This is a genomic window from Rhodanobacter sp. Root179 (assembly GCF_001428465.1).
Classification (GTDB): Bacteria; Pseudomonadota; Gammaproteobacteria; order Xanthomonadales; family Rhodanobacteraceae; genus Rhodanobacter.
In genome coordinates this window covers 1-25,179 of the sequence record NZ_LMHR01000083.1, presented here as the reverse complement: position 1 = coordinate 25,179, position 25,179 = coordinate 1, and the positions used below count along the sequence as shown (strand labels likewise).

Annotated in this window: 20 protein-coding genes and 1 pseudogene; 15 read left to right on the top strand and 6 right to left on the bottom strand. The window is 63.7% G+C overall.

The genetic code is table 11. The features are described 5' to 3' along the window. Positions 1-119 precede the first annotated feature (119 nt). The 3 genes from ASD82_RS12145 (at position 120) to ASD82_RS12135 (ending at position 5,951) form a co-directional block, all read left to right on the top strand. Complete coding sequence (locus ASD82_RS12145; RefSeq protein WP_235580700.1) at positions 120-1,130, top strand: WYL domain-containing protein; 1,011 nt, start codon at positions 120-122, stop codon at positions 1,128-1,130. Positions 1,131-1,257: 127 nt separating this feature from the next. Next, complete coding sequence (locus ASD82_RS12140) at positions 1,258-2,673, top strand: hypothetical protein (protein ID WP_056718088.1); 1,416 nt, start codon at positions 1,258-1,260, stop codon at positions 2,671-2,673. An 8-nt stretch (positions 2,674-2,681) separates the two neighbouring features. Further along, positions 2,682-5,951 (top strand): hypothetical protein, encoded by a 3,270-nt coding sequence (locus tag ASD82_RS12135; protein ID WP_056718087.1) that lies wholly within the window; start codon positions 2,682-2,684, stop codon positions 5,949-5,951. Between the two features lie 131 nt (positions 5,952-6,082). Here ASD82_RS12135 and ASD82_RS12130 read toward each other — a convergent pair whose 3' ends face one another. From ASD82_RS12130 to pdhA, 4 genes are all read right to left on the bottom strand, one after another. Then, positions 6,083-6,742 carry a HEPN domain-containing protein gene (locus tag ASD82_RS12130; RefSeq protein WP_235580699.1) on the bottom strand — a complete coding sequence of 220 codons (660 nt, stop codon included), beginning with the start codon at positions 6,740-6,742 and terminating at the stop codon, positions 6,083-6,085. 364 nt (positions 6,743-7,106) lie between these two features. Beyond that, positions 7,107-8,489, bottom strand: a complete 1,383-nt coding sequence (locus ASD82_RS12125) for a dihydrolipoamide acetyltransferase family protein (protein WP_056718085.1) — start codon at positions 8,487-8,489, stop codon at positions 7,107-7,109. 112 nt (positions 8,490-8,601) lie between these two features. Continuing rightward, on the bottom strand, positions 8,602-9,582 hold the full coding sequence (locus ASD82_RS12120) for an alpha-ketoacid dehydrogenase subunit beta (protein WP_056718084.1): 981 nt from the start codon (positions 9,580-9,582) through the stop codon (positions 8,602-8,604). A 3-nt stretch (positions 9,583-9,585) separates the two neighbouring features. Then, positions 9,586-10,671: a pyruvate dehydrogenase (acetyl-transferring) E1 component subunit alpha gene (gene pdhA / locus ASD82_RS12115; RefSeq protein ID WP_007808232.1), complete on the bottom strand. Its 1,086-nt coding sequence runs from the start codon at positions 10,669-10,671 to the stop codon at positions 9,586-9,588. A gap of 323 nt (positions 10,672-10,994) precedes the next feature. On the opposite strand from pdhA, the gene ASD82_RS12110 reads away from it, so the two are divergent. From ASD82_RS12110 to ASD82_RS12100, 3 genes are all read left to right on the top strand, one after another. Next, positions 10,995-11,843 (top strand): tryptophan 2,3-dioxygenase family protein, encoded by an 849-nt coding sequence (locus tag ASD82_RS12110; RefSeq protein WP_056718083.1) that lies wholly within the window; start codon positions 10,995-10,997, stop codon positions 11,841-11,843. A gap of 73 nt (positions 11,844-11,916) precedes the next feature. After that, on the top strand, positions 11,917-13,416 hold the full coding sequence (locus tag ASD82_RS12105) for a peptide MFS transporter (RefSeq protein WP_056718082.1): 1,500 nt from the start codon (positions 11,917-11,919) through the stop codon (positions 13,414-13,416). Positions 13,417-13,550: 134 nt separating this feature from the next. Beyond that, positions 13,551-15,059 (top strand): peptide MFS transporter, encoded by a 1,509-nt coding sequence (locus ASD82_RS12100; protein WP_056718081.1) that lies wholly within the window; start codon positions 13,551-13,553, stop codon positions 15,057-15,059. Between the two features lie 51 nt (positions 15,060-15,110). Here ASD82_RS12100 and ASD82_RS12095 read toward each other — a convergent pair whose 3' ends face one another. Further along, positions 15,111-15,572 (bottom strand): MarR family transcriptional regulator, encoded by a 462-nt coding sequence (locus ASD82_RS12095; RefSeq protein ID WP_056718080.1) that lies wholly within the window; start codon positions 15,570-15,572, stop codon positions 15,111-15,113. Positions 15,573-15,682: 110 nt separating this feature from the next. On the opposite strand from ASD82_RS12095, the gene hppD reads away from it, so the two are divergent. From hppD to ASD82_RS12075, 4 genes are all read left to right on the top strand, one after another. Beyond that, entirely contained in the window at positions 15,683-16,777 is a 1,095-nt protein-coding gene (hppD, locus tag ASD82_RS12090; protein WP_056718079.1) for a 4-hydroxyphenylpyruvate dioxygenase, read from the top strand. Between the two features lie 12 nt (positions 16,778-16,789). Next, on the top strand, positions 16,790-18,100 hold the full coding sequence (gene hmgA / locus ASD82_RS12085; protein ID WP_056718078.1) for a homogentisate 1,2-dioxygenase: 1,311 nt from the start codon (positions 16,790-16,792) through the stop codon (positions 18,098-18,100). Beyond that, positions 18,097-18,729, top strand: coding sequence for a hypothetical protein (locus ASD82_RS12080; protein WP_056718077.1), 633 nt, complete (start codon positions 18,097-18,099; stop codon positions 18,727-18,729). Before hmgA ends, ASD82_RS12080 begins: the two co-directional genes overlap by 4 nt. Positions 18,730-18,810: 81 nt before the next feature. After that, on the top strand, positions 18,811-19,797 hold the full coding sequence (locus ASD82_RS12075) for a fumarylacetoacetate hydrolase family protein (protein WP_056718076.1): 987 nt from the start codon (positions 18,811-18,813) through the stop codon (positions 19,795-19,797). Positions 19,798-19,907: 110 nt separating this feature from the next. On the opposite strand, the gene ASD82_RS17775 is transcribed toward ASD82_RS12075, so the two are convergent. Further along, on the bottom strand, positions 19,908-20,276 hold the full coding sequence (locus tag ASD82_RS17775; RefSeq protein WP_157599256.1) for an STY0301 family protein: 369 nt from the start codon (positions 20,274-20,276) through the stop codon (positions 19,908-19,910). Between ASD82_RS17775 and ASD82_RS18120 the strand changes: the two genes are divergently transcribed. From ASD82_RS18120 to ASD82_RS12055, 5 genes and pseudogenes are all read left to right on the top strand, one after another. Then, the gene (locus ASD82_RS18120; RefSeq protein WP_235580698.1) at positions 20,275-20,562 is read left to right on the top strand and encodes a hypothetical protein; all 288 of its coding nucleotides are present in this window, start codon (positions 20,275-20,277) and stop codon (positions 20,560-20,562) included. The genes ASD82_RS17775 and ASD82_RS18120 overlap by 2 nt on opposite strands. A gap of 523 nt (positions 20,563-21,085) precedes the next feature. Then, on the top strand, positions 21,086-22,486 hold the full coding sequence (hemN, locus tag ASD82_RS12070; RefSeq protein ID WP_056718075.1) for an oxygen-independent coproporphyrinogen III oxidase: 1,401 nt from the start codon (positions 21,086-21,088) through the stop codon (positions 22,484-22,486). Between the two features lie 39 nt (positions 22,487-22,525). Then, a complete protein-coding gene (locus ASD82_RS12065; protein ID WP_056718074.1) occupies positions 22,526-23,296 on the top strand; it encodes a helix-turn-helix domain-containing protein in 771 nt (256 codons plus the stop codon). 149 nt (positions 23,297-23,445) lie between these two features. After that, the gene (locus tag ASD82_RS12060) at positions 23,446-24,696 is read left to right on the top strand and encodes an NnrS family protein (RefSeq protein WP_056718073.1); all 1,251 of its coding nucleotides are present in this window, start codon (positions 23,446-23,448) and stop codon (positions 24,694-24,696) included. A 141-nt stretch (positions 24,697-24,837) separates the two neighbouring features. Beyond that, positions 24,838-25,179, top strand: a pseudogene (locus ASD82_RS12055) (nitrite reductase, copper-containing); the annotation flags it as partial.

Below are 25,179 nucleotides of genomic sequence, written 5' to 3'. Positions count from 1 at the left end.
CGACATCTTGCTTGGCTGTATTCGCATTGCCGGACCTTATCGTGGTGTCGTCGGCAGGATCCTGGGAAAGGTAATCAGGGTATGAGCATGGAATGCGGCGGTATCAGCTTTAAAAGGGCATGGTTGTCGGCAAGTGGCACAGCCCTGGCCATGAACAAACCAGTTCCGGCCGCGATTCCCCGTGGGCGCACATTGTCACACCCTGTCACGGGGCGGCAGCAGCCTTTGTCGTGTATATGGGCGAAGAGAACGGCATGAAAGTTTCGGGGCACGACACGCTGGCATTCCGGCTGGCCGGCATACTGTTGAAATTGAATCAGGGCGAGTCGCTCTACCTGCAGGATCTGGCTGACGAATTTCGCGTGAGCGAGCGCACGGTCTATCGCGATCTGTGCCGTCTGGCAGGCGTCGTCGAACGTGATGCCAGCGGCCGGTATCGCTTGGTGCCGGAATACCGAGGCAAGCTGAATTCACGCGATCTGGAAACCTTTGCCAAGTTGGCGGGTGTCGAGGACCTGTTCCCAAGCAGCAGCTCTCGTTTTCTGCTGGCGTTGCTGGACACGCTCAGCCAAAGCAGCTTCCTCGTGCGTGGCCATCACTACGAGAAGCTGAAACCCCACGACACATCGTTTCAGCAACTCGACGACGCCATCCGGCAACACCGGCGCTGCGTGCTCACCTATGCCGACAAGCGCCGCACCGTCGAGCCTTATCGGCTGATCAACAGCAAAGGCATCTGGTATCTCGCCGCCACCGAGGACTGCGCGCTCAAGTCCTTCTCGCTGAGCCGCATCGGTCAGTTGGTCGTCGGCGACGACGTGTTCGATCCGAGCGCCGATGTCCAGCGACAGATCGACGAGGACGATGACGTCTGGTTCAGCGAAGAAAAAACCGAAGTGTTGCTGACCGTGGCTCCCCAGGCCGCCTATTACTTCAAGCGCCGCAAATTGCTGCCGCTACAAATCATCGACAAGGAGCTCGAAAACGGTGGTTTGATCGTGAGCAGCCGCATCAGTGACGAGCGGCAGATATTGCCGCTCATCAGGTACTGGATACCGCATGTGCGGATTCTGGAGCCGGGGTGGTTGAGGGAGCAGTTGGAATGTAACTTACGAGATTTTTTGGCTTAGTGCAGGGGGGGGCACGGACGTAACGGTTATTTATGGCCTCTGCCTTCACATGTGGGTCGCCGATCGAGTTCCCGAGCTGGCGGCAGGGCGCCCAAACCGCAGAGCTCTTCCAAAAAAGGGGAAATCCATGGAGAACGAACGCAGCAGGACCCTTTCCGGATCGGTGGCCGTGTGCCCCATCTGGCCCACGCAGACGGTGCAGAAGGTCGAGAGGATGGTTGCTCAGATCGACCAAGCCAACGCCATCCTGCAGAAGGTCGCGTCGACCGCGCAGAACCCCGCTATAAAAGGTGGTTTCGCCGCAGAAACTTGGCACGCGGAGTCATTCAATTTGGATGCCATCCTCAAAGACAAGGATGTGGTGGCGTTCACGGACAGCTTCGACAGGACGCCGTTGACACGGAACCATACGACTCACGACATCGTCGTGATGAAGGGTGACCGGCAAGTGCTCGGTACCCAGTTGAAGTACTTCAAGGATGCCGATGCGACGCAAAAAGCGTTCCGGTCGACTAAGGATGGCGTCCATCGCTACCAGGACAGCGATCTATTTCTCGGTCCCTCAGATCAGATCGAGGGTGTCCGCACGTCCGCGCACCATGATGTGCTCAAAAACCGGGACACGCGACCGCACGTTTCAAGTGCCGCCGAAAAGGTCCGGGACAATTCGGCAGCACAGATCGATGTGGATGGCGTCAAGTCGAGGCCGCTCAGCAAGCGGGAGGCTGAGGACCTTGGTTCAGGATTGAAAACAGTTGACAACCCGCACGACCGGATGCAGAAGACCTACCTCAACGAGGTGGCCTGGCGCCAGAGTCTGCGAGCGGCTGGCTCCGCGGCAATGATCACGACCGTCATCGCTGGCAGCATCAACGTGTTTCAGCATGTCAAGCAGATGAACAAAGGGGAGATCACTGCCCAGGAGGCAGTCCTGCGCATTCTGCAAAACACGGTGATCGCCGCTGGCGACAGTGCTCTCAAGGCGGGCGTGGCGACCGCAAGCGCTGGCATTGCGGCACGCTCGCTGCCGGGACTGTTCGCGGGCTCCGCCTTCAGTTCCAGCCTTGCAACAGGAGGTATTGCCGGCGCAGCGATCTGCGCCGTGGATCTGGTTGAGTGCCTTGTTCTGTTTGCCTCAGGCAGGATGACCAGAGACGAACTGGAAACCCGCATCGGAAAAAACATCTTTCAAACAGGTGCGGGTGTCGTGGGGGCATCGATCGGCGGTGCGATCGGTTCGCTGGCGGGGCCTCCCGGCGTGTTGGTTGGCAGCATAGTCGGCGGCCTGATCACCTCGCTGGCAGCGACCATCGCGCTGGACAATCACATAGAGACCGGCTTCCGTCTCACCCTCGCCAGCACCGAGCAAGTGGTTGCTGGGGGCCTGCTGATGCGCGACGTGCTGGAATACCTGCAGGTGTCGCAGCAGTACTACGCCGATTTCCATAGAGGGCTGTACCTGTCCGAGCACCACTTCGCCTCGCAGGTCAATACGCTGCTGGCGCAGAGCGCCCGCCTGAAGCAAAAAATCGAGAATCTCTAAGGCTGAAGATGAACGACACCGACGCAGCACCGCAGCAGGCAATTTTCCACGAGCCTTTGGACGTAACCGAATGCTCAGCGATCGAGGCCCTGGTTGCCAACCACCGGGCCAACGTCGTCGTTACCCAACAGTTGGCTTTGGATGCCTCGCGCCTGATCACCACCAGCCAGGAGCGACTCGCCAAGCAGTCGGACACTGGCTTCTTCATGCGCTTCTTCAGCGCAGTCAGCGGCAAGACTCGAGAGAACCAGCTCTTGAACCAGGTCGACATGCTGAAGATGCAGAAGTACGCCTGGCACTACCTTCAGCAGTTGCAACAGCAGAACCTGATCACCGCGCAGAGCATCGCCGTCATTCGCAACAATCTCGGCACGCTGACCGATTACGTCATCGAGACTCGAGACTTTCTGGAGCGGGCAGTTGAGCGGATCAATAACCGACTTCGTGAAGTGGAGAACAACGCCCGCTTGACCGACTGGTCGGTGAAGATCGAAGCGAACAAGCGGAGCTACAGGTCGCTTCCCAGTGCGCGTCGGGTACTGGAGCTGACCTATGATTTCCTGCGTCGCCATAACGATGTTCCGCTGACATCGACTGGCACCAACCATCTTTTGGTCACGCTTGAAAACGTCGGCATCAACTGCGACGAGGAAGTCAGGGTTCTTGATCTCATCGTCGATTTGATCTATCAGATCGAGACCATCGGGGTGGATCGCTATCGATCGACGATCGAGCTGTCGTTCGATGGTCACGTCATTGGTTCGGACTTCATCCAAAAGAACGTTTCTGCTGTAGGGTTTAACACCCTATACTATCTCGCGGATCAGTACGAACGAATTGCCGGGCTACTCGATCACGAAGTGTGCAACAGCGACAAGGTGCGCGAGGAGATAATCTCCCGATTCTTCGGTGCGGAATTCTCCGGTCTATCCGCCAAGTATGTCCTGCGCGATTTTGTCGCCGAAATGGTTGCATGCGCGCGCCTCTCGGTAGACCTCTACAAGGAGATCAACGGGTTCAACGCCCCTTACGAGTCGTTGTCCGAGGAGTCGGAGCCAGAGCCGGAGAGCATCTCCTTGGTGTCGTCTCTACCTGACATCCACTCGCACAGCGTCCTCGACAGCCTCGCCAGCCAAGAGTCAAGGCGCGAATATGTGTGGTCGTTGGGTTTGTGCCTCGATGATCCGGCATCCATCGGCAGGGCAGGGCAAGAGTTCATTGCGTTGCTCGCCGTGAAGGCTGGCTGCCCGGAGCTAGGTGAACGATTCCGAGATCGGGCACCCGGTCCGCAGGCACGACAGGAGGGTATGCAAACACTGCTGACGCTGCTGAATGACACCGACAAGATTTACGCATGGTTGCTGGATGCATTCTTCTTGTTGACTCTAGAGCGCGCTGACATTCACACCTCCCCGGTCTCGCGTATCCTCGATACGCTGAAGCCAGATCAGTTCAGAGACGTGCTACCCAAGTTGCTGACCATCATTACCGCAAGCGATCCGGCACAGGTGCTAGACGCGGCCGCTCATCTGGTGGGCCTGACCCACGGCTGGCAGAACGTTATTCATTATCGTGCTCTCGGTTTGGAGGATGCTTTTGCTGAGGTCACTCGTAATCTGCAAAACGCAAACCATGCGATTTTTGCGCTGGACATGGAGTTGCACGAGGTCTCCATGAAGGCTTTGGACTGCCGCTACTACGTGGATATGTCCTTCGAGGACGATGGAATCCTAGACAAGCTGCGTAACGCCGCGGCCAGTTCCGCCTGTGCAATGGGTCGAAAGTCGGCTGTCGCCAGCCTAAACGCACTGAGGGCGAAATCCCGCAGTGTGATCAGCGAAAGATCGGGCGCGCTCTATCAAGCCAATTCGCAGTCGGCGCGCTGGAATATCGACCAGATAGATTTCGACAATCAGATTCCTCACTCCGACTTTGATCTAGATAACTCGGCTCAGAACGAGGATTGGGATGCGCAATTCGACCACATATGTCGCCAAGTCGAAGATTCGTTTTCCTCGTTTTCTCGTGCTTGCGAAGCCTCCGCAGCCCAGATGAAACTCTTCGCCAAGGGTGAGTTCAGTGAGTCCGTATTGGAGATACGCAAGCGTGAAAAGGTAGAGCGCCTGCGGCAACGGCAACAGGAAGATTTAGAAAAACGGACTGTTGCGGTCTCTGTCGATGGTGTGGAGGGGAGCTTCACGGTCGAATGGCACGATGTCGATAATCCACCTTGCGACCCTGAACTCATCAGGTACATCAAGACTGACGGAAAAGTGTGGTTGATCGTCGGCGCTGACGGGGTGTGCTATCGCAGTGAGGATCGAGACCACTGGGAAAAGGTGCTTCCTTTCGGTGAGGAGGACCGCTCGGACGCCCGAAGTGTCGAGGTGGTCAACGGAGCCTGGATCATCAGCTGCTACGAAGGATTCTGCTTTTCCTTCGACGCCAGGAGCTGGCAGCGCGTGAGTACGTCGGAGTTGAATCCGCCTTCGGACGGGCGTTGGACCGAGCAGTTCTCGTCAACCGACAATGTCGTCCATTTTAATGGTCTTTGGTTATGGCGGTTGGATCGTTGGAAAGAGTATCAGTACACCGAAAAAGGATTGATCTTCGATTCGACTGAAACTTCCAACTATCGGGAGTCGGTTCTGTTCGCAGCCAAAAATCTCGGTGATCCGTGGAAGCCTTGGGAAGACACCCCGAGGCTTCCGGAGGGCTGCGAGATCAAATGTATTCGTGCTCTACCCGGCACGGCATCGCTGCTGGCATTCTGTGAATACGAATCGTCGTATGTACGCCAGAAGAAAAAAACCGATGCATCTTCTTTTGTGAAATATTATTTGGCCGGAAAGGGTTGGCGTACCTGCACATGGCATGGGAACAGTAGCGGTTACAGTGAGCCTGTCGTCATGCGTATGGGCAGTCGATTGTTTTGCTTCCTCGGATATCCGAACGAATGCCTGAGTTCCGAGAAGGGGTTCGAATGGAGCCCTTATGACGTGGATGTGCAGCCTAACGGGTGTTTTCCACTGAACGGCCTCACGCTTTTTCCTTCCAGGGGTGACCGCGGCATCGTTCATGTGAGCGACGAGGGGGGCAGTTTCAAGGAACTCACTTTCGAGGAGGGTTCCTGGAACCACTTCTGCGCCAATGTGCAGGGTGCGCTGTGCGTTTATGCGCCCAACCGTCACGAGACCTTCTTGCGAGCCGGTGAGTTCAGTTTCGTCCCGAAAGTTGAGCAGGGGCCCCATCAAAGTGTCACTGGAAAGGAGGGGTAGTCCCCCGCCGACTGATGGTGCACAACGACCGCTCGGCTTGGGCGCCGGTGGCTTGGGTCTGGCTAGCCCAGGCACGTATGCTCGTTACCAGACTGGCAAACTGATTGTTTTGTCGACACCCTCTCAGGCCTTCAAGCCACCGGATAGGCAACGGCGTCGAACTCGTTCTTCTCGTCCTCCATCATCAGCTCAATGGTGATCGGCAACAACACGCCAAGGATGGCGACGCCGTCCTTCACCTGTGCGCGGTTGGTGGCGCTACCCCAAGTGGCGCCGCCGTGGATCAGTTGGTTGCGCAGTACGTAGAGTCGGTCCAGCACAATCGAGAGCAGTGTGCTGGTGTCGTTCCCCAGCAGGGCTTTCATGGCTACCTTGCGGCTTGAGGCGAAGGACTCTTCCCAGGCCTTGCTGCTGTCGTGGCTGCGCAGGGCTTTCCAGAACGGCTCGAACACGTAGCGGTTATCGATCAGGGTGCGGATGGGGCCGCTGAACTGGTTGAACAACGCGTGGTGCAGGCGCTGCTTGTCATCCAGTCGCAGCAGCCGGTCGATGAACTGGCGTACCTGGTCGCGTTCTTTCTGCTCGAAGCCGAACTCGCTGGCGTAGGCGGCGTTGAAGGCGATCCAGAGGAAGATGTAGCGGGCGTCGTGGTCGTCTTGTTCGCGCTCCGCACGTGCCACCCAGCTGACGGCGCGATGGATGCGGATGCGCAGCGATTCCGGCTGGTTGTCGCGGATCTGGCGGTGGCGCTGCTTGAGCGCGCTGGCGTCGGTCGTTGTGGTCGGTTCCACCATATTCTCTTCGCCCCTGATTGCGATAACGGGATCGTATCGGTTCGGGGCGAGGCTGGCGAACCTGGTTACGGGCTTTCGGCCTCGTCGCGGTTGAGGTATTTCGCCAGGCCGAACAGGGCGAAGCCGTAGACCACGGCGGCACCGATGAACTTGAACATGGTGTGTCTCCTTTCGGAATGAGTGAGTGCAGTATCCGGCCGGCGTTGATGCGCTGGCGTCGCATGGGGATCATGACGATGGCGATTGACAGGTGGTGTCAGCGTGTCGGCTTGGCGTAGGGCGGGCACTGCCCGCCGCGGTTGTCGCGAGGCGTGGTTGAAGAGCCGGCGGGCAGTGCCCGCCTTACAAGGATGTCGCCTGCTCAGTTCGGCAGGGAGAGATCGTCCAGCATCGCCTTGAGGAAGCGCGCGGCTTCGCCGCCGGTGGCGGCGCGGTGGTCGAAGGTCAGCGACAGCGGCATGCGGCGGTGCACTTCGATGCCGCCGATCACCGCGACCACGTCGTGGCTGAGCTTGCCGGCGCCGACGATGGCGACCGTGGGCGGCACCACCACGGGCGTGGCGTAGCGGCCGGCGAACATGCCGAAGTTGCTGAGGCTGATGGTGTAGCCAGACAACTCCGAGGCCGGGATGCTGCGGTCCTCGACCTGGCTGCGCAGGCGCTTGATCGCGGTGCGGATGCCGGCGCCGTCGAGCATGTCGGCGTTGCGCAAGGCCGGCACGAACAGGCCGTCGTCGGTGTCGACCGCGATGCCGATGTCGACCTGCGGGTGCAGCGTGCGGGTGAGGTTCTTGCCGTCGAACCAGGCGTTCAATGCCGGCACCGTCTTGCAGGCGAAGACGATGGCGCGGATCAGGCGCGCGGTGATGTCCTGCTTGCCGATCCAGGCGTGCAGGTCGGCGTCATCCACGAGCGTGGTCGGCACGACTTGGGCGTGGGCGTCGGCCATCACGCGGGCCATGTTGCGGCGTACGCCCTTGAGCTGTTCCGGCTGGCCGCTGGCGGCCTGTGACGGCGGCGCGGTGCGCACCGGCTTGCCGGCCAGCGAGACCGGGCCGCGCTGCGGTTCCGGCTGCGGCAGCTCGGGCGCCAGGTGACGGCCGGCCGAGGCGGGCACCGCGCGGGCGGGGGCGGCGCCGAGGGCGGCCGAACCATTCGCGGCGGCGTCCTTGACGTCCTTCATGGTGACCACGCCGTCCGCACCGCTGGGGCGCACGCGGGTGAGGTCGACCTTGAGCTTCTTCGCCAGCGCACGCACGGCGGGCACGGCCTTGACGCCGCCGATGCTGGCGGCCTGTTCGACGTGGACGGTGTTGCCACTGACCATGGCGCCAACCACGGTGCCTTCGTCCTCGCGATCCTTGCCGCCGGTCTCTACTTCGCCGCCCTCGTCGGAGACGACGACCTTGCTGCTGTCATCCGCGGCCGGGCTGCCGACACTCTTCTTCGGGCCATGCTGGTGGCCGGTGTCCTGCGACTCGGCGCGCTGCTTCGCGTTCGGGTCGGGTTCGAACTCGGCCAGCGCGGCGCCGGTCTCGATGATGTCGCCGGGGGCGCCATGCAGCTTGACGACCTTGCCGGTGTACGGCGAGGGCACGTCGACGACCGCCTTGGCGGTTTCCATCGAGCACAGCGGGGCGTCCAGCTTGATGGTGTCGCCCACCTTCACGTGCCACTCGACCACGGTCGCGTCGGGCAGGCCTTCGCCGAGGTCGGGGAGGTAGAACGTCTTGATGTCAGCCATTGGTTTTTCCGGGAATAGGGAATAGGGAATGGGGAATCGGAAGAGCGGGCGGGCATTGCGCTTTGGCTTTGCCCATTCCCTATTCTCTATTCCCGATTCCCGGCGGCAAGCCTCAGCTTGCCGCCAACGTACGCTTCGCCGCGTCGACGACGCGTTCCACGTTCGGCAGGTATTTCATTTCCAGGCGGAACAGCGGGATGTGGGTGTCGAAGCCGGTGACGCGCTCGACCGGGGCGAGCAGGTCGTACATGCATTCCTCGGCCAGGCGGGCGGCAATCTCGGCGCCGAAGCCGGCGGTCTTCGGGGCTTCGTGCACGATCACGCAGCGGCCGGTCTTCTGCACCGATTCGGCGATGGTGTCGAAGTCCAGCGGGGTCAGCGTGGCCACGTCGATCACTTCGGCGCTGATGCCCTGGCTGGCCAGTTCGTCGGCCGCTTCCAGCGCTTCCTTCACCTGTGCGCCCCAGCTCACCAGGGTCACGTCGGTGCCGTCGCGCAGCACGAAGCACACGTCCAGCGGCAGCGCCTCGCCGTCGTCCGGCACCTCTTCCTTGTACTGGCGGTAGATGCGCTTGGGCTCGAAGAACATCACCGGATCGGGATCGCGGATCGCCGCCAGCAGCAGGCCGTAGGCACGCGCGGGCGAGGACGGCATCACCACGCGCAGGCCGGGGATGTTGGTGAACAGATGCTCGTTCGCCTCGGAGTGATGCTCCGGTGCGCGGATGCCGCCGCCCCACGGCGCGCGCCACACGGCCGGCACGGTCAGGCGGCCGCGGGTGCGGTTGCGCATGCGTGCGGCGTGGCAGGCGATCTGTTCCATCATCGGGTAGATGAAGCCTTCGAACTGCGCTTCGGCGACCGGCTTCATGCCGGCCACGGCGAGGCCGACGGTGACGCCGGCGATGGTGGTTTCGTCCAGCGGTGTGTCCAGCACGCGCAGTTCGCCGAACTTTTCCTGCAGGCCCTGGGTGGCGCGGAACACGCCGCCGTTGACGCCGACGTCTTCGCCCAGCACCACGACGGAATCGTCGTGCGCCATTTCATAGGCGAGTGCCTGGGTGACGGCTTCGATGAGAGTGATTTGTGCCATGACTCAATGACCCTTGTTTTCAAGCGACAGGACGTAATCGCGCTGCTTGGCGAGATCGGCGGGGATTTCGGCGAAGATGTAGTCGAACATCGCCGAGACCGGCTGGGTCTTGGTCTCGAGGTAGGCGTTCACCTCGTTGTCCATCCAGTCGTCGCACTCGGCCTTCCAGGCTTCTTCCTTCGCGTCGTCCCACACGCCCTTGGCCACCAGCCAGTGGCGCAGGCGCTTCATCGGCTCCTTTTCCCAGCCGTCCTTCACTTCCTGCTCGCCGCGATAGCGACGGGCGTCGTCGGCGGTGGTGTGGTCGCCCAGACGATAGGTGACCAGTTCCAGCACGCTGCCGCCTTCGCCGTTGCGTGCGCGCTCCAGCGCGTCTTCCATCGCCTTGCGCACCGCGATGATGTCGTTGCCGTCCACCTGGATCGAGAACAGGCCGGCGGCGATGCCCTTCTGCGCCAGCGTGGGCGCGCCGGACTGGATCTTGCGCGGCACCGAGATCGCCCACTGGTTGTTGACGATCACCGCGACCAGCGGCAGGTTCTGCGCGCCGGCGATGTTGATGGCGCCGTAGAAGTCGCCCTTGGACGAACCGCCGTCGCCGATGGTGCACACCGCCACGCGCTTCTCGCCGCGGATCTTGAACGCCAGCGCGGTGCCGGCCGCATGCAGGCACTGCGTGGCGATCGGCACCGACCAGGCGAAGTCATGCCGCGCCGGTTCCTGCTGGTAATCGTTGCCGCGCTCGTCGCCGCCCCAGTACATGTACACCTCGCGCGGCTGCACGCCGCGATACAGCTGCGCGCCGTACTCGCGGTAGCTCGGCGCGTAGACGTCCTCGGGACGCATCGCGCTGCCGATGCCGACGTGCGCCGCTTCATGGCCCAGGCAGCTGGCGTAGGTGCCGAGCTTGCCGGTGCGCTGCAGCGCGATCGACTTGGCGTCGAACACGCGGGTCGACAGCATCAGCTTGTACAGCTTGACCATGTGCTCGAGGTCCTTGGCGAACTCGGGCAGATCGTCACGGACCTGCTTGCCCTCGGCGTCGAGGTATTGCAGGTATTCGATTTCAAACTTGGCGGCGATGGTCACGACTCGCTCCGGGGTGAGGAAGAGAGGGAAAAACCTGGTTGATGGCGTGCCCTCGACGCATCCTCGGGCACACAAACGACCGAACAAGACCGCGCTTGATAACAGGCGGGCATGTTGCGCTGCAAGGTACAGCGCAGCATTCGTGGGCGTACGGATGGGCTTGTCGCGCGGCTTCCCGGAACGTCAAACGCGCTGCAAAGCGGGTCTCCCGCGACTGTTGCCAAGTATTCGAGGTGTCCAGGACGAGCCCCATGTCCTGGGTCAGGGACTGAGCGGGCGGCAGCCGTTACCATGGCCGTTTTCCGGAAACGTGACGGAACACCATGACCGACAACCAGCGCGATCTCGAAGCCGGCATCCAGACCGATCTCAACGGACAGATCACCTACGGCGGCTATCTGCATCTGGACACCTTGCTGTCGGCACAGCAGCCGCTGAGCCAGCCGCCGCATCACGACGAGATGCTGTTCATCGTGCAGCACCACGTCTCCGAGTTGTGGATGAAGCTGCTGATCCACGAGCTGAAGGCGGCGGTGCTGCACCTGCAGGCCGATGACATCGATGCCTGCCTGAAGATCCTGGCGCGGGTGAAGCAGGTGCAGCGCCAGCTGTTCGAGCAGTGGGCGGTGCTGGAGACGCTGACGCCGGCGGAGTACCTGGAGTTCCGTGGCGTGCTGGGGCCGTCGTCCGGCTTCCAGTCGCTGCAGTATCGCCAGATCGAATTCCTGCTGGGCAACAAGAACGCCGACATGCTCAAGGTGTTCGCGCACGATCCGGCCGCGCAGGCGGAATTGCGCGCGGTGCTGGAGGCGCCCAGCCTGTATGACGAGTTCCTGCGTTACCTGGCGCGGCGTGGCCACGCGGTACCGGCCGAATTGCTGGAGCGCGACTGGACGCGGGCGTATCGTCGCAACGAGGCGCTGCTGCCGGTGCTCAAGCGCATCTACGAGGATCGCGCAGGGTTCTGGCCCGAATACCACATGTGCGAACAGCTGGTGGACGTGGAAGAGAGCTTCCAGCTCTGGCGTTTCCGCCACATGAAGACGGTGGAGCGCATCATCGGCCATCGCCGCGGCACCGGCGGTTCGTCCGGGGTGAGCTTCCTGAAGAAGGCGCTCGATCTGGAATTCTTCCCGGAGCTGCTGGACGTGCGCACCGTGCTGGGCAGCTGAGCGAATCGCCCGCCGCTTGCGCAGCCCGGCCTGAATCCCGTCATGATGTGCCACCTGAAATCCGGGAGCACCCATGAACGAAGCCGTCCAGACCAGCACCGCACCCGAGTATCCGCAGACGCTGGGGCATCCGCGTCCGTTGTGGATGCTGTTCATGACCGAGTTCTGGGAGCGCTTCGCGTTCTACAGCGTGAGCTGGGCGCTGGCGCTGTACATCGTGGCGCACTTCTACCACGGCGATGCCTCCGGCCAGGCGTGGGCCGCCAGCATCTTCGGTGCGTACACCGCGCTGATCTACGCCTCCAGCATCTTCGGCGGCTACGTGGCGGATCGGGTGATCGGCTATCAGCGCTCGATCCTGCTGGGCGCGCTGATGATGGCGCTGGGCCTGTTCGTGGTGATGCTGCCCAGCCGCGGTGTCTTCCTGCTCGGCCTGGCGATGGTGATCGTGGGCAACGGGCTGTTCAAGCCGAACATCTCCACCATGGTCGGGCAGTTGTACGGGCGCGACGATCCGCGCCGCGATCGCGGCTTCACCCTGTTCTACATGGGCATCAACGGCGGCGCGCTGCTGGCGCCGCTGCTGACCGGCTGGATGGCCGGCCATTTCACCGACACGCCGATGCAACAGAACTACCGCATCGTGTTCGGCGCGGCCGGCGTGGGCATGCTGCTCAGCCTGCTGTGGTTCTGGTTCGGCCGGCGCGGCCTGAAGGGCGTGGGCCGACCGGCGCCGGAAGCGGCCGGCCACATGCGCGTGGTGTGGGTGGTGCTGGGCATGGTCGTCGCGGTGCCGCTGGTGTACCTGCTGCTGGCCTTCGTCACCACCGGCTTGTCCTGGATGCTGGGCGCGCTGTTCGCCGCGGTGGCGGTGATGCTGCTGGTCGAGGCGGTCAGGCACGATCGGGTGCAGGTCGACCGGGTGGTCGCGATGCTGATCATCTTCGCCTTCAACATCCTGTTCTGGATGTTCTACTTCCAGCTGGGCACCTCGTTCAATTTCCTGGCCGAGAACCTGGTCGACCGGCAGATGTTCGGCGGCTGGATCTTCCCGGTGGGCTGGTTCCAGTCGGTCAGTCCGCTGGCGATCATCGTGCTGGCGCCCGTGGTCACCGTGGTCTGGGCTTTCCTGGCGTCGCGCAGGAGCGAGCCGTCGATCCCGCGCAAGTTCGGCCTGGGCCTGATCTTCAACGGCCTGGGTTTTGCGGTGCTGATGTACGCGCTGTCGCGCCTGCTCGATGTGCAGGGGCTGATTCCGTTCTGGCCGCTGGTGCTGTGCTACGTGCTGCAGACGGTGGGCGAGCTGTGCCTGTCGCCGATCGGCCTGTCGATGGTGACCAAGCTGGCGCCGCCGCGACTGGTCGGCCTGGCGATGGGCGGCTGGTTCCTGTCGCTGGCGGTGGGCGGCAACCTGTCCGGCCTGCTAGCCGGCAGGATCAGCGGCGAAAGCGGGATGACCGCCGCCTCCGCACTGGACGGCTTCACCTTCAGCTTCTGGCTGCTGGCCGGTGCCGGTGTGTTGTTGCTGCTGATTTCGCCCCTGATCAACCGGTTGATGCACGGCGTGCGCTGAAGCGATCCGGCCCCGGCAGCGCGCGGCTTTTCCCCGGGCCGCGTGCTGCAGCGCATTTGACGGATGCGGAGCCGCCGGTTACATCTGGCCGTTCGCAATAACCTGCGAATCACCGATGAGTACAGGGGCAAGGCATGAGTAACAGCACACTCGCCGGCGACGCGAAGCCGGTACCCGACTATCCGCAAATGCTGGGGCATCCGCGTCCGTTGTGGATGCTGTTCATGTCGGAGTTCTGGGAGCGCTTCGCGTTCTACGGCATGCGCTGGGCGCTCACGCTGTACATCGTGGCGCAGTTCTTCAACGGGGATGAAGCCGGCCAGGCTTCGGCCAGCCGCACCTATGGCGCCTACCTGGCGCTGGTCTACGCCACCGCGGTGTTCGGCGGCTACGTGGCGGACAAGATCATCGGCTACCAGCGCTCGATCCTGCTGGGCGCGGTGGTGATGGCCGCGGGCCTGTTCATGGTGATGGTGCCCCAGCACGAGATCTTCATGCTGGGCCTGGCCACCGTCATCGTGGGCAACGGCCTGTTCAAGCCGAATATCTCCTCGATGGTGGGCCAGCTGTACGCCACCGGCGATTCGCGCCGCGACCGCGGCTTCACGCTGTTCTACATGGGCATCAACGCCGGTGCGCTGATCGCGCCGATCCTGACCAGCTACCTGGCCGAACGCGTCTTCGGCACGCCGCAGCACGACAACTTCCACGTGGTCTTCGCCGCGTCGGGCGTGGGCATGCTGATCAGCCTGGTGTGGTTCTGGTTCGGTCGTCGCCAGCTCGGCCCGGTCGGCAAGCCGGCACCGGAAATCGCCAACCCGATGCGCGTGGTGTACGTGGCCATCGGCGTGCTGGTGGCCATTCCGCTGGTCTACCTGCTGATGGACCAGGCCGGTGCGGTGGCGATCCAGTGGCTGCTGACCGCGCTGTTCATCGGCGTGGGCGTGATGCTGGTGATCGAGGCGATCCGCACCGGACGCGTGCAGATCCAGCGGGTGATCGCGATGCTGATCATCTTCACCTTCAACGTGCTGTTCTGGATGTTCTTCGAACAGGCCGGCAGCTCGTTCAACTTCCTGGCCCAGCACATCGTGGATCGCAACCTGGCGGGCTGGGAATTCCCGGTCGGCTGGTTCCAGTCGGTGAACCCGGTGGCGATCGTGCTGCTGGCGCCGCTGGTGGCGATGACGTGGGGCTGGCTGGACAAGCGGCGCATCGAACCGTCGATCCCGCGCAAGTTCGGCCTGGGGCTGATCGGCAACGCGCTGGGCTTCGCGGTGCTGATGTATGCGCTGTCCGGCCTGGTCGGCGACAACGGCATGATTCCGCTGTGGACCCTGGTGCTGTGCTATGTGCTGCAGACGGCCGGCGAGCTGTGCCTGTCGCCGATCGGCCTGTCGATGGTGACCAAGCTGGCGCCGGTGCGCCTGGTCGGGCTGGGCATGGGCGGCTGGTTCCTGTCCACCGCGATCGGCAACAACCTGGCCGGCCTGTTCGCCGCCCACGTCAGCGGCGATAGCGGCATGACCGTGGACTCGGCGTTGTCCGGCTACACCTCCGGCTTCTGGATCCTGCTGGGCGGCGGCGTGCTGCTGTTCCTGATCGCCCCGCTGATCAACAAGCTGATGCACGGGGTGAGGTGAGGCAGGAGCGGGAACGCAGAACAAGAGCGGGCGCGGCGTTCGTTCCCGCTCTTACTCCATCAAGCGGTCAAGTATCCGCGTCAACCAGCGCTGTTCCTCGACGTCCAGCCTGGCCAGCACTTCGCGTTCGCGGGCACGCGCCATCGGCGCCACTTCGTCGTGCATGGCCCAGCCCGCTTCGGTGAGGCTCAGCACCGAGCGGCGCTTGTCGTTGTCGTGGGTGGCCCGGTCGACCCGGCCGGCCTCGACCAGTCGGGCCAGCGCACGGCTCACCGCCACCTTGTCCATCGCCGTGCGTTCGGCCACCTCGCGCGCCGACAAGCCCTCGAAGCGCGCCAGCACCGCCATCACCCGCCATTCCGTCACCGAGATGTCGTAGCGCCGCTGGTAGTCGTCGGCGATCGCCTGGCTGATCGTGTTGGACAGGATCGACAGCCGGTACGGCAGGAAATGCTCCAGCTGCAGCGGGGCGTGCTCGGCGGTGGCTGGGGCAGGCTTGCGCTTTCGGGGCATTGCGGCGATGGTCCTTGCAAATGGTTTCATATGAAACTATAACGAGGGTTTACCGTCGATGGTGCCACGCTCTCGTGCTGCCATCGTGCACCGTCACACAGGAGAGCGCCATGAACGCCCAGCCGAACCTTGGCATGCAGGTCACCACGTTCGAAAACCCGATGGGTATCGACGGCTTCGAATTCGTCGAATTCGCCGCCCCGGCGGGTCGCGCCGATGAGCTGCACGACCTGTTCAAGCGGATGGGTTTCAGCGCCGTGCTGAAGCACAAGTCGCGGCCGATCACCGTGTACCGCCAGAACGGCGTGAACTTCCTGGTCAACGAGGACCCCGATTCGTTCGCTGCCGACTTCGCCGACAAGCACGGCCCCAGCGCCTGCGGCTTCGCGATCCGTTTCAGGAAGCCCGCGGCCGAAGTGCTCGCCACGGTGCTCGGCAACGGCGGCGAGGCGGTGACCGACAAGGTCGACAGCAAGGCGGTCGGCGCGCCGGTGATCAAGGGCATCGGCGACTGCATGCTGTACCTGGTCGATCGCTACGGCAGCGCCGGCAGCATCTACGACGCCGACTACGAGGCGATTCCCGGTGCCGAACAGAACCCGGCCGGTTTCGGACTCACCTTCATCGACCACCTGACCCATAACCTGTACTTCGGCAACATGCAGAAGTGGTCGGACTACTACGAGCGCCTGTTCAACTTCCGCGAGATCCGCTACTTCGACATCAAGGGCGCCAAGACCGGCCTGGTGTCCAAGGCGATGACTGCACCGGACGGCATCGTGCGCATTCCGCTCAACGAGTCGAACGACCCGAAGAGCCAGATCAACGAATACCTCGACGCCTACCACGGCGAAGGCATCCAGCACATCGCCTGTTTCACCGACGACATCTACGACACGGTGGAGAAGATGCGCGCCGCCGGCGTGGAATTCCTCGACACCCCGGACTCCTACTTCGAGGTGATCGACGTGCGCGTGCCGAACCACGGCGAAGACGTGGCGCGGCTGGCGAAGAACAAGATCCTGATCGACGCCGACATGGAAACCAAGCAGCGCAAGCTGCTGCAGATCTTCACCCAGAACAACATCGGCCCGATCTTCTTCGAGATCATCCAGCGCAAGGGCAACGAAGGTTTCGGCGAGGGCAATTTCCAGGCCCTGTTCGAGAGCATCGAGCGCGACCAGATGAAGCGCGGTTTCCTCTAAGGGTCTCTCCTCATGGCGATCGATGTCAGCAAGGGCTACCAGTCGGGTTTCGGCAACGAGTTTGCCAGCGAGGCGATCGCCGGCACCTTGCCGGTCGGCCAGAATTCGCCGCAGCGCGTGGCCCATGGCCTGTACGCGGAGCAGTTGTCCGGCACCGCATTCACCGCGCCGCGCCACAGCAACCGGCGCAGCTGGCTGTACCGGATTCGTCCGGCGGCGGTGCATCAACCGTTCCAGCCGCTGGCGCATGCCACGTTCCATAACCGCTTCGACGAGGCTCCCGCCACGCCGAACCAGCTGCGCTGGAATCCGCTGCCGCTGCCGCAGCAGCCGACCGACTTCATCGACGGCCTGGTGACCCTGGCCGGCAACGGCGGCCCGGCCGAGCAGGCGGGTATTGGTATCCACGTCTATACGGCCAATCGCTCGATGCAGGGGCGTTTCTTCTACGACGCCGACGGCGAGTTGCTGATCGTGCCGCAGCAGGGCCGGTTGCGGCTGGCCACCGAGCTGGGCGTGATCGAGCTGGAGCCGCAGGAGATCGCGGTGATTCCGCGCGGCGTGCGTTTCCGGGTGGACCTGCTCGACGGTACGGCGCGCGGCTATGTCTGCGAGAACTTCGGCGCGCTGCTGCGCCTGCCGGATCTGGGCCCGATCGGCTCGAACTGCCTGGCCAACGCCCGCGACTTCCTCACCCCGGAGGCGGCGTACGAGGACGTCGAGGGTGCATTCGAGCTGGTGGCGAAATTCCAGGGCGGGCTGTGGTCGGCGAAGATCGGTCATTCGCCGCTCGACGTGGTCGGCTGGCACGGCAACTACGCTCCGTACAAGTACGACCTGCGCCGCTTCAACACGATCGGCTCGATCAGCGTCGACCATCCCGATCCGTCGATCTTCACCGTGCTGACCTCGCCCAGCGACACCGCCGGCACGGCGAACATCGACTTCGCGATCTTCCCGCCGCGCTGGCTGGTGGCGCAGCACACGTTCCGTCCGCCGTGGTTCCATCGCAACGTGGCCAGCGAGTTCATGGGCCTGATCACCGGCGTCTACGACGCCAAGGCCGAGGGCTTCGTGCCGGGTGGCGCCTCGCTGCACAATTGCATGAGCGGCCACGGACCGGATGCGGCAACGTTCGAGAAGGCCTCCAACGCCGACCTGTCCAGGCCCGACGTGATCGGCGGCACCATGGCCTTCATGTTCGAGACGCGCAAGGTGATCCGTCCTACCCGGCAGGCGCTGGAGACACCGCAGCTGCAGCAGGATTATCACGAGTGCTGGCAGGGCATCGCGAAACATTTCGATGTAGGTCGCAAGGCGTGAAATGCCGTGCGCTGATCGTGGCCGCGGCGCTGGCGTTGGCCGGGTGCGGCCAGGCGGGCCCGCCGGCATCGCCGACGGCGGAGGCCCCGTCTGTCGCCGCGTCGGGCGCCCGTCCGGCCGTGGCCACGAGCACGCCGGCAACGAGCGCTGCCGACACGATGGCCCGCTACGACGGTTACGGCGACCTGCGTTTCGGCATGGACGAAGCCGCGTTCGAAAAGGCCAGCTCCAATAAGGCCAGCTCTAATAAAGCTTGGAGCGGCGAGCTGAAGGCTGCGCCGGAGCAGGGGTCAACGTGCTTCTACAAGACCCCGACCTGGGTGAAATCGCCGAGGGATTTCGCTTTCATGTTCGAAGCCGGCCATTTCGTGCGCTACGACGTGGGCAGCGCGAAAGAGCTCGCGCCCGGCGGTGGCAAGGTCGGCATGGACGAGGCGCAGATCCGCGCGCTGTACGGAACGCGTGTCGAGGCGCAGCCGCACAAGTATGTCGATGGCGCAAAATACCTGCGCATCGCCGCGCCGCAAGGTGACGGCGTGTTGCTGTTTGAAACCGATGAACATGGCAAGGTGAAGCGATGGCGCATGGGTGTGCCGCCGCAGGTCGATTACGTGGAAGGTTGTAGTTGATATTGACTGGTGCCGTCCTCCTTGACGGCAAAGAACAAAACCGCCATCCATGGCGGACTCTTCAGAAGAGCGGAATAACCCATGAAACTCGCAAGTCTCAAGGAAGGCGGCCGCGACGGCACGCTGATCGTGGTCAGCCGCGACCTCACCCGCGCGGTGAAGGCGAGCGCCATCGCGCCGACGCTGCAGGCGGCGCTGGACGACTGGTCGAACGCCGCGCCACGGCTCAATGCGCTGTCGGAGGACTTGAACGCCGGCAACGCCGTCGATGCCTTCGCGCTGGACATGCACGCGTTGGCCTCGCCGCTGCCGCGCGCCTATGAATTCGTCGACGGCTCGGCCTACCTGCCGCACGTCGAGCGCGTGCGCCGCGCCCGCGGCGCCGAGGTGCCGAAGTCGTTCTACACCGACCCGCTGATGTACCAGGCTACCAGCGCCGGCTTCCTGGGCCCGCGCGATCCGGTGGTGGTGCCCAGCGAGGATTTCGGCATCGACCTGGAAGCCGAGGTGGTGGTGGTCACCGATGACGTGCCGATGGCGACCACGCCGGCGCAGGCGTCGGAGCACATCCAGCTGGTCGGACTGGTCAACGACGTGAGCCTGCGCGGACTGATCCCGGGCGAGCTGGCCAAGGGCTTCGGCTTCCTGCAGAGCAAGCCGCGCTCGGCGCTGTCGCCGGTGCTGGTGACGCCGGACGAGCTGGGCGATGCGTGGCAGAACGACAAGCTGCACCTGCCGATGCGCACCTGGCTCAACGAGCAGTGGTTCGGCGAGGCCGAGTGTGGCGTGGACATGCAATTCAGCTTTGCCGAACTGGTCGCCCACGTGGCAAAGACGCGGCCGCTGACCGCCGGCACCATCGTGGGCTCCGGCACCATCGCCAACGAGGACACCGGCAAGGGCGCCTCGTGCCTGGCCGAACAGCGCACGGTGGAAACCCTGCGCGACGGCCATCCCACCACGCCGTTCCTGAAGTTCGGCGACCGTCTGAAGATCGACGTCACCGATGCGGCCGGCGCCTCGATCTTCGGCTCGATCGAGCAACAGGTCGAGCCCATGGGGCGCTGACGCGTGTGGGTAATGGGATGAACGAAAGTCGCCGCGAGGCGGCTTCCGGGTTCTAGTTCTGCGCTGCCGATGGTTTCAGTACGCGTGCGGGCACCGTACCTGCACAAGCCTTAATTGCAAACCAGGGCCGCCGAGACCCTTCCCTGCGGTTCCAAGTAGCGGCAGGTGCGTTCATGCGAAGTCAGCGCCACGTCTCGCACGACGTCATCGTCATAATGACAGCGAACCGTCACCTTGCCGCCGTGATCAAGAATGGGTCCAAGGGTATAGCTATCGGGCGCCTTGTCAGGGTCGTCGGGCGCAAGAAAGGCCTGGTCTTTCGGGTTGCCGTCGAAGATATCAATTTGCTGCACCCTGGCGTGGCCGCGCTGTGGACAGACGGATGCCGGTGTGGCACAGGCCGTCGCTGCGCAACCGGTCGCGACGATAAGCGCGAGGCTTGCGGCTCGACGGACTCGTCGATCAAGGCTCAACAACATGGAAACCTTCTCCGTTGTTGGATACACCGTGTCCGTTCCATTTGATGAGCCGTGGGCCGATTCCTTTCCCTGCGCCTGTGATCCACTGATCGTAGACGTAGATGCCCATGTGATCCTGGCGCACATAAATTGCCGCGTGACCGTGGTAATGATTCAGGGTGTTGAACGTTGCGATGACGGTTCCGTCGACGATGGCAGTATTTCCCCTGACTGGCCTGCCCATCTTCCACTGCAATGTGCTTACCGGGAGGCTGGGCACACGGTGGTGACGAAGGAAACGCACTGACCACAGTAATCAGGATTGCTGCGGCTGTTGGCCGGCGGATGACTGGAGAAGGGCCCGAGCGAAGAAGTGCGAGTACAAGCCCATTGGCCGACGGGTGCCTGGATGTTGGTTTTGTAGTTTGCCGAAACAAATGGCATGACACTGTTCCTTGTCGACTCGCGACTACCTGTCGTTTCGGCATCCTGCCACACGCCAGCTGATCACGGAAGTGTTCCGGAGGCGGGTATTTACAGGGTGACCGCATCGTCGATTCCACTCTGCATGCTCGTCGCAAACGCCGGCCGGCACGAGCCGAGGCGGGAGCTGAAGACGGAAGAACTATCAGAGCTTGTGAAGGCTGGCCCGAGAGGTTGAGAAACTCACAACCTCTCTGTGCTTCGCTCCAGTTGCGGTGATGGTGCGTCTTCAATGCCTGTACCCTGAGCCGAGTCCGCAATAGGGCGGCTGCGGCGTGGCGTCGCGGCCGATGGCGTAATTGATCCGGATCAAGGCAGCCGGATCGGAGCGGGGACAGACTCGCTCCATGGCCATTCCCATAAGCACTCCCGAATTCGACCCGGAGCTGATCGCCCGTTACGACGTGGCCGGTCCGCGCTACACCAGCTACCCGACCGCGCCGCAGTTCAAGGCCGGCTTCGACGAGACGGTGCTGCGCGGCGTGATCCGGGCCTCCAACGAGGAGCCGATCCCGCGGCCCTTGTCGCTCTACGTGCACGTGCCGTTCTGCATGAGCCCGTGCTTCTACTGCGGCTGCAACCGGGTGATCACCCGCGACGTGACCCAGGCCGATCGCTACCTCGAACGGCTGTATCGCGAGATCGAACTGATCGCGCCATTGTTCGACCGCGATCGCCCGGTGCGCCAGCTGCACTTCGGTGGCGGCACGCCGAACTTCCTCGATACCGCGCACATGAGCGAGCTGCTGGAGTCGCTGGCGCGGCATTTCAGCTTCAGCCACGAGGCGGAGCGCGAATACGGCATCGAGATCGATCCGCGCTTCGCCGACGGCGACTACATCCGCAACCTGGGCGCCCTGGGCTTCAACCGGATCTCGGTCGGCATCCAGGATTTCGACCCGGTGGTGCAGCAGGCGGTCAACCGCATCCAGAGTTTCGAGCAGACCCGCGAGGTGCTGGACGCGGCGCGCGAGTCGTCGTTCCGTTCCACCAGCGTCGACCTGATCTATGGCCTGCCGTTCCAGACCGTGGCCGGCTTCAGCCGCACGCTCGACCAGATCGTGGCGCTCAACCCCGATCGCGTGGCGGTCTACGGTTATGCGCACCTGCCGGAGATGTTCAAGGCGCAGCGGCAGATCGACGCCGCCGACCTGCCCGATGCCGCCACCCGGCTGGCGCTGTTCGGCCGCGCGCTGGAGCACCTGTCCGCCGCCGGCTACGTCTACGTCGGCATGGACCACTTCGCCAAGGCCAGCGACGAGCTGGTGCTGGCGCAGCGCGCGGGTACGCTGCAGCGCAATTTCCAGGGTTACTCGACCCACGGCGACTGCGACATCGTGGGCCTGGGCGTCAGTGCGATCGGCCGCATCGGCGACAGCTACACGCAGAATGCGCGTGATCTGGTCGGCTATTACGCAGCGCTGGATGCCGGCCGCCTGCCGCTGCTGCGCGGATTGCAACTGGACGAAGATGACCTGATCCGCCGCGAACTGATCAACGAACTGATGTGCCACGGCGTGCTGGACAAGCACGGCTTCGGGGCGCGCCACCGGCTGGTGTTCGACGAATATTTCATGCGTGAGCGCCAGCGGCTGCAGGCGCTGGTCGCCGATGGGCTGGTGCTGGAAAGTGACCGCGAGATCCGGGTCACCTCGCGGGGACGGTTGCTGTTGCGTATCATCGCGATGTGCTTCGACGCCTATCTGGACGAAGCGGCGCAGGCACCGCGTTTTTCGCGCGTGATCTGATCGACGACGACGCAGCCCCAACCCGGCCTCATCACAATCATGCAATTCAAGCCCACGCCAGGTCGGCCAGGTCGCCTGCCCGAGCCGCGTAGCCCGATTGCCGACGACGGCGATGAAACGCGCTTCTGCGGTACCTGCGCGTTTTCCAGCGCGTGCATCGCCGCCGGCTACGACAAGCCCGAGCTGGCCGAGCTGCAATGCCTGGTCGAACACGTCGGGCCGTTCCGCGTCGGCGAGCACATCTTCCGTACCGGCGATCCGTTCCGGGCGATCTTCGCGGTGCGTTCGGGCACGGTGAAGACGCGCATGGTCGACAAGGAAGGCCGCGAGCAGGTGCTCGGTTTCTATCTGCCGGGCGAGGTGATCGGCCTCAACGCGATCTATCCCGAGCATTTCCCGTGCGACGCGGTGGCGCTGGACACGGCGTACTTCTGCCGTTTCTCGTTCCCCGCGATGAGCGCGCTGGCCTCGCGCGTGCCGGCCGTGCAGCAGCACCTGTTCCGCATGCTGAGCAAGGAACTGGGCACGGCCAGCCTGCTGGCCGGCGACCACAGCGCCGACGAGCGCGTCGCCGCCTTCCTGCTGGACCTGGGCAACCGCTACGCGGTGCGGGGTTTCTCCGGCACCCAGTTCCACCTCAGCATGTCGCGTGGCGACATCGCCAACTACCTGCGGCTGGCCGCGGAAACCGTCAGCCGCGTGCTCAGCCGCTTCCGCGCGCAGAAGCTGATCGCGATCGAGGGACGCGAGCTGGAGCTGCTGAATGTGGCGGCGCTGCGCAAGATCGGCGAAGCCCTGTTGCCGGATTGAGCTCGAGCGGGATGCCGTCCGGGCATTGCCCGACCCGATGATTCGCTGAAGCGCCGGCCATGCCGCGGGGCGTGGTTGATGCATGTCATGGTTGCCGGCGAAGGCGCTGTGGCAGCATGGCGAATCATTCGCATTCGTGTGGACTCGCCATGTCTGATTCGCCATCCGCCGGCAACACGCCGCCGGCGTTCGCTGAAGCCGCCCGCCTGCTGGCCTCCGCCCCGCATCGGCCGCTGTTCCTGGCCGGCACCGTCGCGGTGCTGCTGAGCATGGCGTGGTGGGCGGTGGAGCTGACCTGGATGCGCTTCGGCCTGGCCGGCTGGCCGCAGCCCACGATTCCGCCGGGCTGGGCGCACGCGATGCTGATCCAGTACGGCCTGTTTCCGCTGTTCATGTTCGGCTTCCTGATGACCACGTTTCCCAAGTGGCTGGGCCGCCCCGAGCTGCCGCGCACGCGCTTCCTGCCGGTCGCCGGCGGCGTCTTCGGCGGTTACGTGCTGGCGAATGTGGGTCTGCTCGACCTGGGGTGGCTGCTCAAGCTGGGCATCGCGGTGATGCTGGCGGGCTATTTGCTCGGTGTGGTGACGCTGGCCGGGGTGTTGCGTGCTTCGGTGGCCGAGCGCAAGGGTCACGCGCGTTCCTGCCTGGCGGCGCTGTGCCTGGGCACGCTGGGACTGGCGATCTTCCTGGCCTATCTGTTCGGCGCGCCGGCGGAGTGCGCGCTGCTGGCGATCAAGCTGGGCACCTTCGGCCTGCTGCTGCCGATCTATTTCTCGGTGATGCACCGCATGCTGCCGTTCTTCACCGGCAACATGGTGAAGGGGTACGAGGTGATCCGGCCGGACTGGAGCATGCCGGTGGTGTGGGCGCTGTTGCTGGCGCATCTGCTGCTGGACTGGCGTGGCGTGTTGGGCTGGTTGTGGGTGGTCGACGTTCCGCTGGCGCTGGTGTTTGCCTGGCATTCGCTGCGTTGGCGGCCGTGGAAGGCGATGCGCCCGGGCATCCTGGCGGTGCTGCATCTGGCGTTTGCCTGGTTGCCGGTGGCGTTTGCGCTGTTCGCCATCCAGGACGTGGTGTACGCCCTGAACGGGCAGCTGATCCTGGGTCGCGCCCCGCTGCATGCGCTGGGCATCGGCTTCTTTGGCTCGATGCTGGTGGCGATGGTCACCCGGGTCACCCAGGGCCATTCCGGCCGACCGATGCAGATGGGCAAGGTGGCGTGGCTGTGTTTCGCCCTGCTGCAGGTGGTGACCCTGCTGCGCATCCGTGCCGAACTGGGCGGTGATGTCTATCTGTGGCTGGTGATCGCCGCCTACGGCTGGCTGCTGGCCTTCCTGCCGTGGGTGCTGCGCTCGGCGTGGATCTACCTGACGCCGCGGGCGGACGGCAAGCCGGGTTGAGCGTGCCGGGTGGGTCGGGCCAGCCTGAGCCGTGGCAGGGTGACGCAGTCGGGCGGAAAAGATCCGCCAGTTGATTCACGTCACATGGGCTTCCGTGAGATAGCCTAGGCTTGCAATCGCAAGAACTCACGGAGAGCGTCCATGTCACGTCCAGGTCTATTCCTACTCGCCACAGCGGCGCTGTTCACGCTGGTGGCCTGTTCCGGCAAGCCGCCAGCCACGGCCACGACCGGGGCCAGCCCGGCCGACGCGGCCACTGCCGCGTCGATCCGCGGCGACTTCGGCCCGCCCCAGGGCGAACCGATCCACGCGGTGCTGACCAGCCCGCCGCATGTGCCGCCACCGCTGAAGCGCAACTATCCGGCGAAGGTCATCGTCGAGCTGGAAGTGGTCGAGAAGGAGATGCCGATTTCCGAAGGCGTCAGCTACACCTTCTGGACCTTCGGCGGCACCGTGCCGGGCAGCTTCATCCGGGTGCGCCAG